Source organism: Streptomyces sp. NPDC015131, assembly GCF_043079975.1.
Lineage (GTDB): Bacteria > Actinomycetota > Actinomycetes > Streptomycetales > Streptomycetaceae > Streptomyces.
In genome coordinates this window covers 1-15,323 of sequence record NZ_JBIBVB010000010.1, presented here as the reverse complement: position 1 = coordinate 15,323, position 15,323 = coordinate 1, and the positions used below count along the sequence as shown (strand labels likewise).

Annotated in this window: 9 protein-coding genes; 4 read left to right on the top strand and 5 right to left on the bottom strand. The window is 75.5% G+C overall.

The genetic code is table 11. From position 1 onward, the window contains the following. Window positions 1–216 precede the first annotated feature (216 nt). Both lhgO and ACF08D_RS30895 read right to left on the bottom strand, forming a co-directional pair. Window positions 217–1,491, bottom strand: coding sequence for an L-2-hydroxyglutarate oxidase (lhgO, locus tag ACF08D_RS30900; protein WP_392227472.1), 1,275 nt, complete (start codon window positions 1,489–1,491; stop codon window positions 217–219). A 77-nt stretch (window positions 1,492–1,568) separates the two neighbouring features. Next, the gene (locus ACF08D_RS30895; protein WP_392227471.1) at window positions 1,569–3,017 is read right to left on the bottom strand and encodes an MFS transporter; all 1,449 of its coding nucleotides are present in this window, start codon (window positions 3,015–3,017) and stop codon (window positions 1,569–1,571) included. A gap of 789 nt (window positions 3,018–3,806) precedes the next feature. Here ACF08D_RS30895 and ACF08D_RS30890 point away from each other — a divergent pair. Then, the gene (locus tag ACF08D_RS30890; RefSeq protein WP_392227469.1) at window positions 3,807–6,089 is read left to right on the top strand and encodes an asparagine synthase-related protein; all 2,283 of its coding nucleotides are present in this window, start codon (window positions 3,807–3,809) and stop codon (window positions 6,087–6,089) included. A gap of 141 nt (window positions 6,090–6,230) precedes the next feature. On the opposite strand, the gene ACF08D_RS30885 is transcribed toward ACF08D_RS30890, so the two are convergent. Together ACF08D_RS30885 and ACF08D_RS30880 are read right to left on the bottom strand one after the other, a co-directional pair. Then, complete coding sequence (locus ACF08D_RS30885) at window positions 6,231–8,192, bottom strand: sigma-70 family RNA polymerase sigma factor (protein ID WP_392227467.1); 1,962 nt, start codon at window positions 8,190–8,192, stop codon at window positions 6,231–6,233. 302 nt (window positions 8,193–8,494) lie between these two features. Further along, complete coding sequence (locus ACF08D_RS30880; RefSeq protein WP_392227465.1) at window positions 8,495–9,343, bottom strand: TetR/AcrR family transcriptional regulator; 849 nt, start codon at window positions 9,341–9,343, stop codon at window positions 8,495–8,497. Between the two features lie 404 nt (window positions 9,344–9,747). On the opposite strand from ACF08D_RS30880, the gene ACF08D_RS30875 reads away from it, so the two are divergent. Together ACF08D_RS30875 and ACF08D_RS30870 are read left to right on the top strand one after the other, a co-directional pair. Beyond that, window positions 9,748–11,100: an NAD(P)/FAD-dependent oxidoreductase gene (locus tag ACF08D_RS30875; RefSeq protein ID WP_392227522.1), complete on the top strand. Its 1,353-nt coding sequence runs from the start codon at window positions 9,748–9,750 to the stop codon at window positions 11,098–11,100. A 233-nt stretch (window positions 11,101–11,333) separates the two neighbouring features. Then, a complete protein-coding gene (locus ACF08D_RS30870; RefSeq protein ID WP_392227464.1) occupies window positions 11,334–12,995 on the top strand; it encodes a SpoIIE family protein phosphatase in 1,662 nt (553 codons plus the stop codon). Window positions 12,996–13,011: 16 nt separating this feature from the next. On the opposite strand, the gene ACF08D_RS30865 is transcribed toward ACF08D_RS30870, so the two are convergent. After that, a complete protein-coding gene (locus ACF08D_RS30865; protein WP_392227520.1) occupies window positions 13,012–14,277 on the bottom strand; it encodes an MFS transporter in 1,266 nt (421 codons plus the stop codon). 142 nt (window positions 14,278–14,419) lie between these two features. On the opposite strand from ACF08D_RS30865, the gene ACF08D_RS30860 reads away from it, so the two are divergent. Further along, complete coding sequence (locus ACF08D_RS30860) at window positions 14,420–14,959, top strand: MarR family winged helix-turn-helix transcriptional regulator (RefSeq protein WP_392227462.1); 540 nt, start codon at window positions 14,420–14,422, stop codon at window positions 14,957–14,959. Window positions 14,960–15,323 lie beyond the last annotated feature (364 nt).

The window sequence follows — 15,323 nt, the reverse complement described above, 5'->3', positions numbered from 1 at the left end:
GGCTTGGGGGGGGGCGGGGGCTTGGGGGGGGGGGCGGGGGCCGGGGGCCGGCTCATCGGCCGGGCGGTCAGGCCGTGGCCGGGGGCCGGGGCCGGGGCGGTGGACGGGGCTCGGTCGGGTGGTCAGGCCATGGCGGGGGCCGGAGCCGGGGCCGGGGGCCGGTGGGCCGGGGCTGTGCGGGGCCGGCCGGGGGCGTGCGGGACCGGCCGGGGGCCGTCACGCCAGGTGCGCCAGCGCCCGGCGGGCCACCTCCCGTCCGATCGGCAGGGACGCCGTCGCCGCCGGGGACGGCGCGTTGAGCACATGGACGGTCCGGGGGGCCTCGCGGATCAGGAAGTCGTCCACCAGCGCGCCGTCCCGGAGCACCGCCTGCGCGCGGACCCCCGCCGGGGCGCGGCGCAGGTCCTCGGGCTCCACCTCCGGGAGCAGCCTCCGCACCGCCTCGGTGAACGCCCGCTTCGACACCGACCGGTGCAGCTCCCCCGCCCCGTACCGCCAGTGGCGGCGGGCGATCCGCCAGGAACCGGGCCACGCCAGCGTCCCGGCCAGCTCCCGGGGGCGGACCACCGACCAGGCGTACCCCTCACGGCCGAGCGCGGGCACCGCGTTCGGCCCGACGTGGACGCCCCCGTCGATACCGCGCGTCAGGTGCACGCCCAGGAACGGGAACGCCGGGTCCGGCACCGGATACACCAGGCCCCGCACCAGCTCGGGCCGGGCCAGCTCGTAGTACTCCCCCCGGAAGGGGACGATCCGCATGCCCGGGTCGTCGCCGGCGAGCCGGGCGACCCGGTCGCAGTGCAGCCCCGCGCAGTTCACCAGCGCCCGCCCGCGGACGATCGCCCCGTCCGCCGTCCGCACGGCGACCCCCCAGGGGCGCCGGTCCACGGCGGTGACCTCCGCGCCGTACCGGATGTCCGCCCGGGACTCCTCCGCCAGCCGCGCCGCCACCGCCCCGTAGTCGCACACGCCCGTGGTGCCGACGTGGATCGCGGCCAGGCCGCGCACACCCGGTTCGTACTCGGTGATCTGGGCCGGGCCCAGCTCCCGCACCGGGATGCCGTTCTCCCGGCCGCGCTGGACCAGGGCGTGCAGCCGGGGCAGCTCGTCCCGCCCGGTGGCCACGATCAGCTTGCCCGTCACCTCGTGCGGCAGGCCGTACTCCGCGCAGAACTTCACCATCTCCGCGGCGCCCCGCACCGCGTACCGCGCCTTGAGGGAGCCCGGCCGGTAGTAGATGCCGCTGTGGATCACCCCGCTGTTGCGCCCGGTCTGGTGCCGCGCCGGACCCGGCTCCTTCTCCAGCACCACCACGCGCGTGCCGGGCGCGGCACGGGTGATCGCGTACGCCGTCGACAGCCCGACGATCCCGCCGCCGATCACGAGCACGTCGCAGTCGACACGCCCGAAGCCCTCACTGCCGTACGCGGACACCTCTGCCACCTCCCACCCCAGATAGTGCACTGGCCCACTGTCAATGGCCCTAAACATGCCACGCAGCAGGTGGGACGCGGTGACCCCGGGTCCGCGCCGGGGACGGCCTCCGGGGGACCCGTACGGCCCCGGGCTCACGCCGGGGTCATCAGCAGCGGGCGCGCCCGCTCCCTCAGCTCCGCGACCCGGGGCTCGTCCCCGTACGGCTCCAGCCGGTGCAGCAGATCGCGTACGTACTCGGTGGTGCGCGCCGACGAGATCCGGCCCGCCACCTCCACCGCGCGCGTGCCCGCCGCGCACGCGGCGTCCAGGTTGCCCGACTCCAGCTCGGCCACGGCGCTCACCACCAGCCGTAACCCGTGCGAGCGGACGTACTCCTCCGTCGGCCGCGACAGCGCCTGTTCCGTGAAGCGGCGCACCTGGCGCGGCGCCTTGAGGTCCCGGTAGCACTCGGCGGCGTCCGCGCAGAACCGGTCGTACGAGTAGAAACCCAGCCACGACGGGTCCGCGTCGCCTTCCCGGGACCGCTCCAGCCACCCCTCCGCCGCCCGCAGCGCCGCCCCGGCCGCCGCGGCGTCCCCGGCCTTGGCGTGCGCCCGCGCCTCCACCAGCCGGAAGAACGACATGGTCCGCGCGGTCGCCAGGCCCCGGTTGCGCTCCAGCGCGGCCTGCGCCAGGTCCACGCCCTCGTCCGCGAAGCCCCGGTAGGTGGCCTGGAGCGACATCGACGCCAGGACGTACCCCCCGAGGGGCACGTCGGCGGCGGCCCGCGCGAGGCGCAGCGCCTGGATGTAGTAGCGCTGCGCCGCCTCCTGCTGGCCCGTGTCGAAGGCCATCCAGCCGGCCAGCCTGGTCAGCTCGGCGGTCGCCCCGAACAGCGCCCGGCCGACCTCGTCCGAGTACGCCCCGAGGAGCAGGGGCGCCGCGTCGACCCGCAGGCACTCGGGCACCATCGAGGAACGCCAGTCCCCGCCGCCGTACTTGGAGTCCCAGCGGCGCGCGTCCTCCGCGGCCTCCCGCAGCTTCGCCACGTCGCTGTGGCCCACTCGCACCGGGCCGCTCTCGTCGGCCGCGCCGTCCGGCGCCCCGTCCGGCGCGGCGGCCACCGACCGCTCCACCGACGAGTCGGCCGGGGTTATGAGCCACCGGGAGGCGGGCGTCGCATACGCGCTGACCGCGAAAGAACCGGCCAGCGACTGCCAGATCCCGCCACCGCCGGCCCGCCGCCCCGCCAGGTCCAGCCGGTACAGCTCGGTCGCCGACCGCACCGCCTCGCCCACGTCGCGCGGGAAGGCCAGGCCCACCTCGGGGGCCGGGTCGGCGTCGGCCAGGCCGATCTCGTGCAGCGGGACGGGGCGGCCCAGCTTCTGCCCGATCGCCGCCGCGATCAGGTGCGGGGCGGCGCCCTGCGGCACCATGCCCTTCGACACCCACCGGGCGACCGACGTCTTGTCGTACCGCAGGGTCAGTCCGCGCTGCGCCCCGAGGTCGTTGACCCGCCGGGCCAGGCCGGCGTTGCTGATTCCCGCGAGGGCGAGAACGGTGCCGAGCTTCTCGTTCGGCCCGCGTTGCTCCCTGGACATGCGCCACCCCTCGACCCAGACGGCCGCCGCGACGCCAGGCATAGGCGCGCGGCATTCGTAAACCCAGCGTAGTTCGCCGCATCCCCACCGTTAAGGGGCGGTGTTCCGTATGGCGAGATTGTTGTGCGTACGGGTGGTCGTGCGGCGGCTCGTGCCCCTTCACGGTGCGCGGGCGCTGCGCGGTGGGGGCGCCCGGGCGCCGCCCCGCCCGGCGCGGACGGCGCGCGCACCGGGGCCGGCCGGCCGTGCCGGGGCCGTGCTCCCGGTGTGTGGCCGTGCGCCCGCCCGTGCGCTCTGGTCCGCCAGGTGAGGGAGCGCTTCCATGGGTGACGCGTGGGTCGGCCCGCCGTACTGGAAGCGGCGGGCTGGGGGAGACCGCCGCCCTCATCCCCGCGGGCGGCGGACCGGTCCGGGGGGCGGACAGCGCCTCCCGGGCTGGGCACTGTGGGTGAGTGTGCCGGGAAATGTACGGGTGGTCCGTGCGCGGAGATTGGCCGAATGCTGCCCCTCGCCGGGTGGACACGGCTCCCGTCGTACGGTCGCGCCCGGAGAGTCGACAGCCGGTGCCCCGGAGCGGACCGACGGTGGTCCGCCGGTGGTGCATCGGTGAACGCCGGGTGGCGCCGTCGAACCACCGGTGAAGCGGCGGGTGTTGTCGCCCGTCGGCCACATGCCAGGGGCGCGTTCCCATTTCACGGGGCGCGGTTCGCAGCCCCTCCGGTACGCCATTGTCGTGGCAGCATGTCTCCATCAAAGGTGCTGGGTTGTCCACAGCCTGTGGAGGCGGCGATGCGGTGGCTGGTGGGGTGGAGCAGTGTCGCCGCGCGTTTCGGGACCGGCCCCGGCACCCGGAACGGCACGGGAAACGGGACGGGCAACGGCCTCGGCCACGGGTCCGGTCACGGGTCCGGGGGCGGTTACGGGGGCGGTTACGGGGGCGGTTACGGGTCCGGGGGCGGTTACGGGGCAGGCCCCGGCGCGGGTTTCGCCACCGCCGGCGCGGTGGGCTCCGACGACGAGAACCGGACGGTCCACCCCGTCGGCGCCCAACTCCTGTGGGGCGACCCCGATCCGCTGTGGGCGGTGGGCGACTGGCGCCCCGACGAGATCCGGGTCGTCACCGTCGCCCCGCCGCCCGGCCCCGGCGCCCACCCGCCCACGATCCGGCTCGCCGTCCTCGGCTGCTGCGCCGCCGACGACGACCGGCTGAGAGTCGGGCTGCTCGCCGCGCGCGGCGGCGCCATGCGCCACCTGACGGCATGGCCCGGCAGTTACACCGCCGTCGTCCAGGTCGGCCGCCGCATCACCGTCCTCGGCGACCTCGCCGGCGCCCGGCCCGTCTTCCACACCCCGTGGGCCGGCGGCACCGCGTACGCCACCGCCGCCCTCCCCCTCGCCGACCTCATCGAGGCCCAGCTCGACATTGGCCACCTCGCCGCCCTCCTCGCCTGCCCCGAGACACCCGAGGCGCTGCGCGACTCGACCCCGTACGCCGGCGTCAAACGCGTACCGCCCGGCCACGCGCTCGTGCTGCGCGAGGGCTCGCGGGAGATCACCGGCTACGAACCGGTCGCCTCCCTCGCCGTCGCGGCACCCCAGGTCGACCCCGACCGGGCGGTGGACGGCGTACGGGACGCGCTCGTCGAGGCGGTACGGGCCCGGCTCACCGCCCCCCGCCACGCGCCCATGACCCTGCCGCCCGACCCCGGCCCCGTCCCCGGCATGGGCCCCGCCGAACGGCGCGCCGCGCGCGGGGCACCCGTGCCCGGCATCGGCGCCGACCTGTCCGGCGGCAGCGCCTCCGGCACCCTCGCCCTCCTCGCGGCCGGCCTGCCCGGCGCACCCGGCACGATCCTGGGCCACGGCACCGGCGCGGGCGAACGGCTGCTCGCCGTCACCTTCAACGACCTGGCCACCGGCGGGCGCGACGCCGAGGCGGAACGGGCCCGCGCCCGCGCCGTCGCCGAGAACCCGCGCCTGCACCACGTGGTGGTCGCCGCGTCCGAGGAAGCCCTCCCGTACGCCACGCTCGAAGGGCCCCTCACCGACGAACCCGGGCCCTCCCTGGTGGCCGCCGAACGGCACCGGCGGCGCCTCGCGGCGGGCAGCGCCGACCACTTCACCGGACACGGCGCACGCCAGGTGCTCGACGCCCACCCCGCGCGCCTGGCCGACCTGCTGATGGACCGCAGACGGCGCCACCTGCTGCGCCCCGTGACCGCGCTCGCCAAGGCCAGCGGCCCGACCGCCGGTTCGCTGCTCGTGCCCCTCACCGTCTACCGGGCGGCCCGCCGGCTGGCCCGTACGCCCTACCGCGCCGGACTGGAATCGGCCGCCGACCGGCTGCTGGCCGCCAACCGGTCCGTGTCGCCCGCCGTGAACGGCCCGCTCTCCGCCTCCCTCGCCTCCCTCGCCTGGGCCCGCCCCGGCCCGGCCGCCCGCTGGCTGACCGGCGAGGCGCTCGCCGAAGTATCGGTTCGCCTCAACCAGGCCGCCACCAGGCCCACTTCGGTCCAGCGGCCGGGCGAGGCACGCGCGCGTGCCGCCCTCGCGCGGTTCGCCGCCGACCACCGCGTCCTGGAGCAGGCCGCCGAGGTCCGCAGCCAGCGGCTCCACTCGCCCTTCCTCGACAACCAGGTCGTACGCGCCTGCCGCGACCTCCCGGAATCGCTGCGCGTCCAGCCCGGCGCCCGCGCCGCCGTCCTGCGCACCGTCCTCGCGGGCGCGGGCATCCACGACCTGCCGCCCGGCTGGGGGACGGCGTCCCACGCCCCGGCCGCCGCCGCCGAACGTGCCGGCCTGCGCGCCGCGCTCCCGCAGCTGCTGGCCCTCTTCGACGCCCCGCTCCTCGCCGACGCCGGCCTCATCGAGGCCCGGGTCGTCCGCAAGGCCCTGCGCGCCGCCGCCGAGGGCGAGCCGGTGCCCCTGGACGGCCTGGCCGACCTGGTCTCCACCGAACTGTGGCTGCGCCGCCTGCTGTCCCGCCGGGGCAGCTGCTGGACCGGCTCGGCCGCCCCGCGCCAGCGCGCCGTCGCGGGGGGAGTGCCCCGGAGGCCCACCCTGCGCTCCTGAAGCGCTTGAAGTGCTCCTGAAGCCCTTGTAGCGCCTGAAGCGCTCCTGAAGCCGGGCGCCGCGACTGGCCCGGGGCTCTTGACGTTCCAGGGGAGCCGGGATTCCGGTGGGGCGGGGGCTCCGACGGGCCCCCGGGGCGCCTCAGCCGCAGGTGATGCGGGACTCGGCCCAGTCGGCGGGCGCCACCGACCCGAGCGGCGCCGCCGGGTCCGGCTCGACGACCAGCCGTACGGTCCGGCGGCCCGCGATCCCGACGCGCAGCGGCACCGCCGGGTCGCCGCCGCGGAGCACCGGCGACCGCCACAGCCGGGTGCCGTCCCCGTACACCGAGAACCGCACCGCGCCCAGCCCCAGCGCCATGTCGTCCACCCCGGCGAACGCCTCGTACACCGTGCAGCGGCGGTTGAGGTCGATCGTCAGCGACGACCGGGCGTGCACGGTCACGCCGTGCCCGTACCGCTTGCCTCCGACGGACATGCCCCAGCGCTGCCACATCCAGCTCGACGCGCCGAGCCGGACCTCCGGGCCGGTGTGGTCGCCGTGGAGGCCGTAGTCGAGCTGGTTGACCCGGTAGACCACCGGGGCGGGCGGCTCGGGTGGCGGCGGGGCGGGCGGGCGCTCCGGGGCCGGCGCCGGGGGCGGGGACGGTGCCGGGGTCGGCTTCGGCGCGGGGGCCGGTGGGGGCGCGGGACGCGTGGGGCTCGGTGCGGGAGGGGCGGGGCGCGCGGGCGGAGCGGGACGTGGAGGCGCGGAGGGGCGCGGGCTCGGCGGGGCCGGTTCCGGTGCGGGCTCGGCGGGCGGTGGCGGGGTGGTGCGGCGCGGGGACGGCTCGGGCGGCGGCGGTACGGCGGACTCGGCGGCGGGCGGGCGCGCCTCGGGCTCCGGTGCGGGCGAGGGGCTGCCGGACAGCGCCCACACCGCGCCGGCCACCGCCGTGACGGCCACCGTGACCGCGAGGCCCGCCTTGGCCGGGGCGCCCAGCCCCTCCGCCGCCGCCCCGGCACCTCCGGCCCCGGCGCCTCCGGCACTTCCGGCTCCCGCGCCGCCGGCCGCCGCGGCGGCACCGGCCCCCGCTCCCGCGGCACCCGCCGCCCCGGCTGCGGTGAGCCCCGCCGCCTGGACCGCGTACCCGGCCGCGAACCAGCCGACGACCGCGACCGGCAGCAGCGCGGGAATCCCGGCGTTGACCTGCTCCAGCTCGCCCACCGCCAGCCGGCATCGGGCGCACTCCTCCAGGTGCCCCCGCAGGCCCCGCGCCGCCCGCATCCGCAGCCCGCCCCGGGCGTAGGCGCCGAGCCGGTCCGCATAGCGGGCGCAGTCGCCCCCGGCGGTGAGCGCACGGCTCACATGCGCCTGGAGGTACGCCTGCTTCAGCCCCTCCCGGGCGCGGCTGGCGAGCACCGCCGTGGCGTTGGCGGTCAGCCCGAACAGCGGCGCCACCTCGCTCGGCGACTCCTCCTCGACGGTGGTGTGCCACAGCACCGCCTGCCACCGCTCGGGCAGCGAGCGGAAGGCCCGCATGGCGAGCGACTGCTCCGCCTGGTGCATGGCCCGTACGTCGGCGCCCACCTCCAGGGCGTCGCCGAGCGGGGCCGCCGAGGCACGGGCCGCCTCCGTGGCGAACAACGCGAAGTCGTCGACCAGCTGCTCGCGCCGGGACGTCCTCGTCCACGCGGCGGCGACCCGGCGCACGGTCGTCAGCAGGTAGGCGCGGACGGCCTGTTCGGGACCGGCGCCGCCGCGCACCGCCTGGAGCGTCCGCGCGAACACCTCGGCCGTCAGGTCGTCGGCGGTGTGCGCGTCCCGGCAGCAGGTGCGGGCGTAGCGCCGCACCGCCGCCGCGTGCCGGCGGAACAGCTCCTCGTACGCGGTGTCGTCGCCGTCCCGCATCCGCCGGACCAGTTCGGCGTCCGACGGCGGCAGCTCGACGGGCGGCGGCAGCACCGATCCATGGCCGCCGCCCTCGCGCTGGGCGGGCACGGCCGCGGGTCCCGGCTCCCCGCCGGGCGCCACCGGGGCACCGCCCGGCCCGCCCTGCTGCGGGACATGTGGCGATGCCGTCCCGGACGACCGCCCCGGCTCGTCGCGCCCTTCACCGCTCATCGCGGAAGCCCCCGTACCCCTCCCGGACCCTGACACCGGGCCAGCGTGCCACGGGGAGAGGCGGTGACCGGGGGAGAGCGCCCGTCAACCACCCGTCCGGGGAAACGACCCGAACGCAGGAACCCTCCATGCCCCGAACGGGTGAGCCCGTGCGTGCCCCCGCGGCCAGGACAAGCACCCACCCGCCGCCGAACGCCGAACGCCGAACGCCGAACGCCGAACGGCGCCCGAGCGACCCGGCTGCCCGGAGCGGGACTACTCCGGGGCGGACCCGCCGGCCCGCCCCGCACGGAGTCGCCGCCCTACGCGGGCCGGGAGCGGAGGCCCTCCAGGAGGATGTCCAGCAGCCGGGCCGAGGCGGCGCTCTGCTGGGCCGCGTCCGGCAGGGAGGGCGCCGCCGTGGCGATGACCAGCAGCACGTCCGCGACCGTCACGTCACCGCGCAGCTCGCCCGCCTCCCGCGCCCGGTCGACGAGCCGCCCCACGACCTCCAGCAGCTCCGACGCACCCGCGTCGTCCAGCTCGGCCGCCGGTATCGCCCGCGGCGGCACCACCCGCAGCTCGGGCTGCCCGGACACGGCGGGGACGGCCGGCGCGGCCGGGACGCCGGAGGCACCCCGCTGCTGCGGCACCCGCAGCTCACCGCCCTGCCCGCCCTGAGAGCCCGTGTCGGACGCCCCGGCACCCGGCTCGTCCACGCCCACGCGCAGCACGTGCGGCGGCAGCAGCCGGCCCGCGCCCGAGGCCACGGACGTGCGTAGGAAGCGGGACAGTGCCGACCACGGCTCGTCCTCCTGCCCCAGGGCCGTCCGCGCCTGCTCGGTCAGCCGCGCGGTCTCCTCCTCGGCTATCCGGCGCACCAGCACGTCCTTGCTCGGGAACCGCCGGTAGACCGTGCCGACCCCGACCCGCGCCCTGCGCGCCACGTCCTCCATCGGCGCCCCGTACCCGAGTTCGCCGAACACCTCACGCGCCGCGCGCAGCACGTGCTCGAGGTTCCGCTGGGCGTCCACGCGCAGCGGCGCCGTACGGCCGGCCGATCCGCCTGCCACCCGGCCGGTCAGTCCACCGCCGAACCCCTCCGCGGACGAAGAGGACGAAGTGGACGCCGAAGCGACAGCGGTCGACCAGCGCGAATCCTGCATATGCATAAATGTTCCCCCGGTAATGATGTGTCTCCCCCCGGAGACCTTCCCCCACCCTGACAAGTCCGGGGCCCCGGCCACGCGCTCAGGTCATGCGCAGCGCCCGGCTCCCCGACGACATACGAACATAGTTGAGTCGAGGTCAATTCAGAAGGGGTAGTTCCGTCCGGTGCGCCCCCCGATCGGAGCAAGGACCGGATCACTCCCGATTCCGGACCCCCGAACCACCCCCGGACCGCCCTCTGACCTGCGCGCACCGGCCCCCGCGCACCTCCCGTGCCACCCCGCGCCCCGTCCTGCCTCCGGTCACACAATTCGCCGGGCCTGTGGACAAACCCCGGAGCCCGTTGCGTCATGGGAAGGTGACCGAACCTGTGCGCATTCTCGTTGTCGGCGGTGGCTACGTCGGGATGTACACCGCCCTGCACCTCCAACGGCACCTCAAGGACCGGCTGAGAAACGGCACGGCCGAGATCACTGTGGTCACACCCGACCCGTACATGACCTACCAGCCCTTCCTCCCCGAGGCGGCGGCCGGCAACATCTCGCCACGCCATGTCGTCGTCCCCCTCCGCCGGGTCCTCCCCTCGTGCCGCATCCTCATCGGCGAGGTGAAGGCCGTCGACCACGCCAAGCGCACGGCGACCGTCACCACCCTCGCCACCGACGAGGAGGGCACCGGGCCCGTCCGGCTCGGCTACGACGAACTGGTCATCGCGCCCGGCTCGATCTCCCGCACCCTCCCGGTCCCCGGCCTCGCCGAGTACGGCATCGGCTTCAAGACCGTCGAGGAGGCCATCGGGCTCCGCAACCACGTCATCGAGCAGATGGACATCGCGTCCTCGACCCGCGACCCCGCCATCCGCGACGCCGCCCTCACCTTCGTGTTCGTCGGCGGGGGCTACGCCGGGGTGGAGGCCCTCGGCGAACTGGAGGACATGGCCCGCTACACCGCGCGGTACTACCACAACATCAAGCCACAGGACCTGAAATGGGTCCTCGTCGAGGCCACCGGCAGGATCCTCCCCGAGGTCGGCGAGGACATGGGCAAGTACACCGTGCGCGAGCTGCGCGCCCGGAACATCGACGTACGGCTGGAGACCCGGCTGGAGTCCTGCGAGGACCGCGTCGCCGTCCTCAGCGACGGCACCCGCCTCCCGACCCGTACCGTCGTGTGGACGGCCGGCGTGAAACCCGCCCCCGTCCTCGCCTCCACCGACCTCCCGCTCGACGAGCGCGGACGGCTCGTGTGCACCCCCCGCCTCACCGTCGAGGGCACCGAGCACGCCTGGGCGGCCGGTGACGCCGCCGCCGTCCCGGACGTCACGGCCGGCAGCCCCGGCGCGTACTGCGCCCCCAACGCCCAGCACGCCGTGCGCCAGACCAAGGTCCTCGCCGAGAACCTCGCCGCCTCCCTCCAGGGCAGGCCGCTCAAGGACTACGCCCACAAGTACGTCGGCTCCGTCGCCTCCCTCGGGCTGCACAAGGGCGTCGCCCACGTCTACGGCCGCAAACTCAAGGGCTACCCGGCCTGGTTCATGCACCGCGCCTACCACCTCAGCCGCGTCCCCACGTTCAACCGCAAGGCGCGCGTGCTGGCCGAATGGACCCTCGCCGGACTCTTCAAGCGGGAGATCGTCTCCCTCGGCTCGCTGGAGCACCCCCGGGCCGAGTTCGAACTCGCCGCCGGGCCCCCGCCACCCGAACCCGACGACGAGGCGTTCCGGGGCGGAACCGCGGACGGTGGGGCGAAGTCCGGCTGACAGGCCCCCGGGACCGGTACGGTGCGGCACAGCCGCACCGTCCGGCCCACCCGTAGGGACCGGCACACCCGGCCACCCCGCCACCCGGCGCCGCCGGTTCACCGCAGACGCGGCGAAGGCGACAAACCCCCCTTGTCAGTGCGGTCGGTCACACTGGACGTGTGACCATAGGTGGGCTCACACCTGCACAGAGTGACTCAGCACGGCAACGACACCACGAGGCATACAGATCCGTGAACTTCACGCGTTGGAGCGCCCGGCTTCCCGGTACGCAGCGCCGCGCCGCCGCGCGCGGCACCGGCCACGCCGCCGCGCCGGAGCGCCGGGGCGACTCCGTACCCGCGGCGCGGGGTGAGCCCGACCAGCAGGCCGAGCCCGCCCCCGGCGACGGGGCCGGGGTCCCCGCCCTGGAGGACTTCTCCGTACGGGAGATCCTCGGCCGCCTCCCCGGCCTCGTGGCGCTCACCCACGGACCCGACCACCGCGTCGCGTACGTGAACGACGCCTACGCCGCCGCCTTCGGCCCCCGCCGCACGGGCGCCGACGCCGCCACCGCCTGCCCGGAGCTGGCGGAGCTGGGCCTGTTGCCCCTCCTCGACCAGGTGCTGCGCAGCGGGAAGCCCCGCACGGTCAAGTCCCGCCGCACACAGGCCGGCGGCTCGTACACCGTCACCTGCCTGCCCGTCGACACGCGTGCGTCCACCGGCGCGGGCGTCCTCGTCCACGCCGCCGACGTCACCGACCACGCGGAGGCCGCCGAGCGCCTGCGGGCCAGCGAGCGCCGCCACCGCGAGACCGCCGTCACCCTGCAAAGGTCCCTGCTGCCGCAGGAATTGGAGCAGCCCGACGACCTCCGCGTCGCCGCGACCTACCAGCCCGGCGGCACCGACGCCGCCGTCGGCGGCGACTGGTACGACGTGATCACCCTCGGCGCCGGCCGCACCGCCCTCGTCATCGGAGACGTCATGGGCCGGGGCGTGCGGGCCGCCGCCGTCATGGGGCAACTGCGCACCGCCGTACGGGCCTACGCCCGGCTCGACCTGCCGCCGCACGAGGTCCTCCAGCTCCTCGACGGCCTCGCCGCCGAGATCGACGCCAGCCAGATCGCCACCTGCGTCTACGCCGTCCACGACCCCAACGAGGGCCGCCTCGTGTACGCCTCCGCCGGGCACCTCCCCATCCTCGTACGCGACGAGGACGGCACCGTCCGCCGCGCCGAGGAGCCCACCGGCCCGCCGCTCGGCACCGGCGGCTGGCTGCACGCCTCCGGCACCATCGCCCTGCCGCCCGGCTCCACCGCCGTCCTCTACACCGACGGCCTGGTCGAGCGCCGCCGCGAGGACATCGACGAAGGCGTCACCGCCCTGGAGCGCGCGCTCGCCGGCGCCACCGGCAGCCCCCAGGTCGTCTGCGACCGGCTGCTGCGCGCCCTGGGCGTCACCGCCGAGCACGACGACGACGTCGCCGTCCTCGTCCTCCAGCACCCCTCCCGCAGCGGAGCCGACGCCGAGCTGTTCCACAACGCCGCGCTCGACCTCCTCGGCGGGGTCGAGGCGGCCCCACGCGCGCGTGCCTTCGCCTCGGGCGTCCTCGCCAGCTGGCGCTTCCCGGTCGAGCTGCGCGACCTGGGCGTCCTCGCCACCAGCGAGCTCGTCGCCAACTCCCTCCAGCACGGCACCCCGCCCATGCGGCTCCGGCTCCGCCGCACCGACCGGCGCCTGATCATCGAGGTGACCGACGGCGACGACCACCTCCCGCGCAGACGCCGCGCCGAAACGGAGGACGAGGCGGGTCGTGGCATCTCGATCATCGCCACGATCGCCTCGTCCTGGGGAAGCCGCCGCACCCCGGGAGGGGGCAAGGCGGTCTGGTGCGAGTTCGCGCTGCCGGGCTAGCCGGCCGGGTGCCGGCTCAGGCCGCCGGCTCCACGGCCCGCTCCGGCTCGTGCCGCGCCACGACCCTCGTCGCCGCCGCCAGGTACGGGTGGTCCTGCGCCGGCGTGAGCCGCCTGCCCAGCCGTACCGCCAGCAGCGAGATGCCCAGCGAGAACAGCACGAAGGTCACGATGTACGGCCCGTGCAGCGCGGCCCCCATGGGCCCGCCCACGGCCGGACCGACCGCCAGCGCGAGCTGCTTGACCAGGGCGAACGCCGAGTTGTACTGACCGACCATCGACTCCGGGGCCAGGTCGGCCACCAGCGGCGCCACCGTCGGCGACAGCATCGCCTCGCCCAGCCCGAACAGGCCGTACGTCGCGATGAACGCGGCCGTCGCCATCGCCTGGCTGCCGTGACCCAGCCCCGCGTACCCGGCGAACAGCCACGCGACGGTCCAGATCAGTCCCACCCACGCGATCACCCGGGTCCGCCGGCGGCGCTCCACGAAGCGCAGCACCAGGAACTGGGCGACCACGATGACGGCCGTGTTCGCGGCCAGGGCCATGCCGAGCGCCGACGGGTCGATCCCGGCGGCCTCCGTGCCGTACGCGGCGAGACCCGACTCGAACTGCCCGTAGCAGGCGAAGAACAGCACGAAGCCCAGCACGCACAGCTGCACCATCGCCCGGTGCCCCAGCAGCGCCCGCAGCCCGCCCCCGGCCTTCCCGCCCGAGGGGGCCTGGCCGAGCGCCGGCGAACGCGGCACCCGCACGGTGGCGGCGATCCCCGCCAGCACCAGGAACATCACGGCCTCGATCGAGAAGAGCAGCAGGAAGCTGTCCGGCCGGCTCTCGTCGACGAGCTGCCCGCCGATCAGACCACCGATGCCCAGGCCGAGGTTCTGGAGGAAGAACTGCATCGCGAAGGCGCGGGTCCGCGTCTCCGGGGACGAGCACCAGACGATCATCGTGGCGAGCGCCGGCTGCATCACGGCGGTACCCGCACCGAGCAGCGCCGCCGCCCCGACGACGGTGACGACACTGCTCGCCAGCCCCATGCCCAGCGCACCGACGGAGGCCAGCAGCGCGGCGCCCACCAGCACCGGGAGCGGCCCACGGCGGTCGATGGCCCGCCCGGTGAAGGGGAGGACGACCAGAGCGGCCATGGCGAAGACCGCCAGCACGGCCCCCGCCGTACCGGCGCCCAGGTCCCGCACCTGAGCCACATACACATAGAGATACGGAACGGTGAACCCGAGCCCGAACGCGCTCAGCACGTTCCCTGCCTGGATCCGGCGCATCGCAGCGCCCATCGCCTTGGTCACACTCACCTACTTAGGCTCTGTAGGGCTCAGCCCTGAAGACTTCAACACTAAAGTTCGATGCTTAACTGTACACACCGAAGGACTTCAACGCCAACGAGTCGCGTGCCATACTCCCGGCATGCCCGATACGCAGGAACCGAGCCTCGACGAGCAGATCGCCGCCTACCAGCGCGAATTCCGCGACCTGGACCCCCAGGTCGAGAAGGTGGTCTCCGCCCTGGGCCGGCTGAACCGCCGGATGAACGTCGCCTACGGCCGCCAGGTCGCCGAGCTCGGCATCAGCAACGCGGAGTGGGAGGTGCTCAAGCACCTGGTCCTCTCCGGGGAGCCCTACCGCCTGGGCCCCGGCGAACTCGCCAAGCGCCTCGGCCTCACCCCGGCAGCGATGACGCACCGCATCGACCGCATGGCCGCCGAGGGCCTCGTCACCCGGGACCGGGACGAGAACAACCGGGTCCGCGTGATCGTGGAGCTCACCGACGACGGCCGCACCAAGTGGCTGGAGGCGATGCGCATGGCGACCGCCTTCGAGGAGGACCTCCTCCAGGACCTCACCCCCGAGGAGCGCGGCTCCCTGGGCGAGATGCTGATCCGCCTGCTGCGCCGCGTGGAGCACGCCCAGCCGGACGCCAGCGGCCGGCTCACGGACCTGGACTAGCCGGACGGCCGGGCCCCGGGGCGGAGTTGACACCCCTCCCCGCGATGCGTAAAGTTCTTCGGGTTGCCACGGAGCCGTAACGGTTCTGCGGTAGCCGATCCCGCCGCGTCACGCGGCAATCCAACTCAGCACGGCCTCCCGAACGGGATGCATTTCGGCATGCCGAAATGTCTTTCGAAAGACTCGATTATGAGTCGCCCGGGAAATCCGCTAGAGTTTGGGGCGTCGGAACGGCCCAACAGCCGGAAAGACAACCCCCTCTGACTGGCAATCAGGCCCGAAAGGATCTGATAGAGTCGGAAACGCCGGAAAGGGAAACGCGAAAGCGAAGAACGGCCCGGCAGCCCGCTCCAGCGGGTGGCAG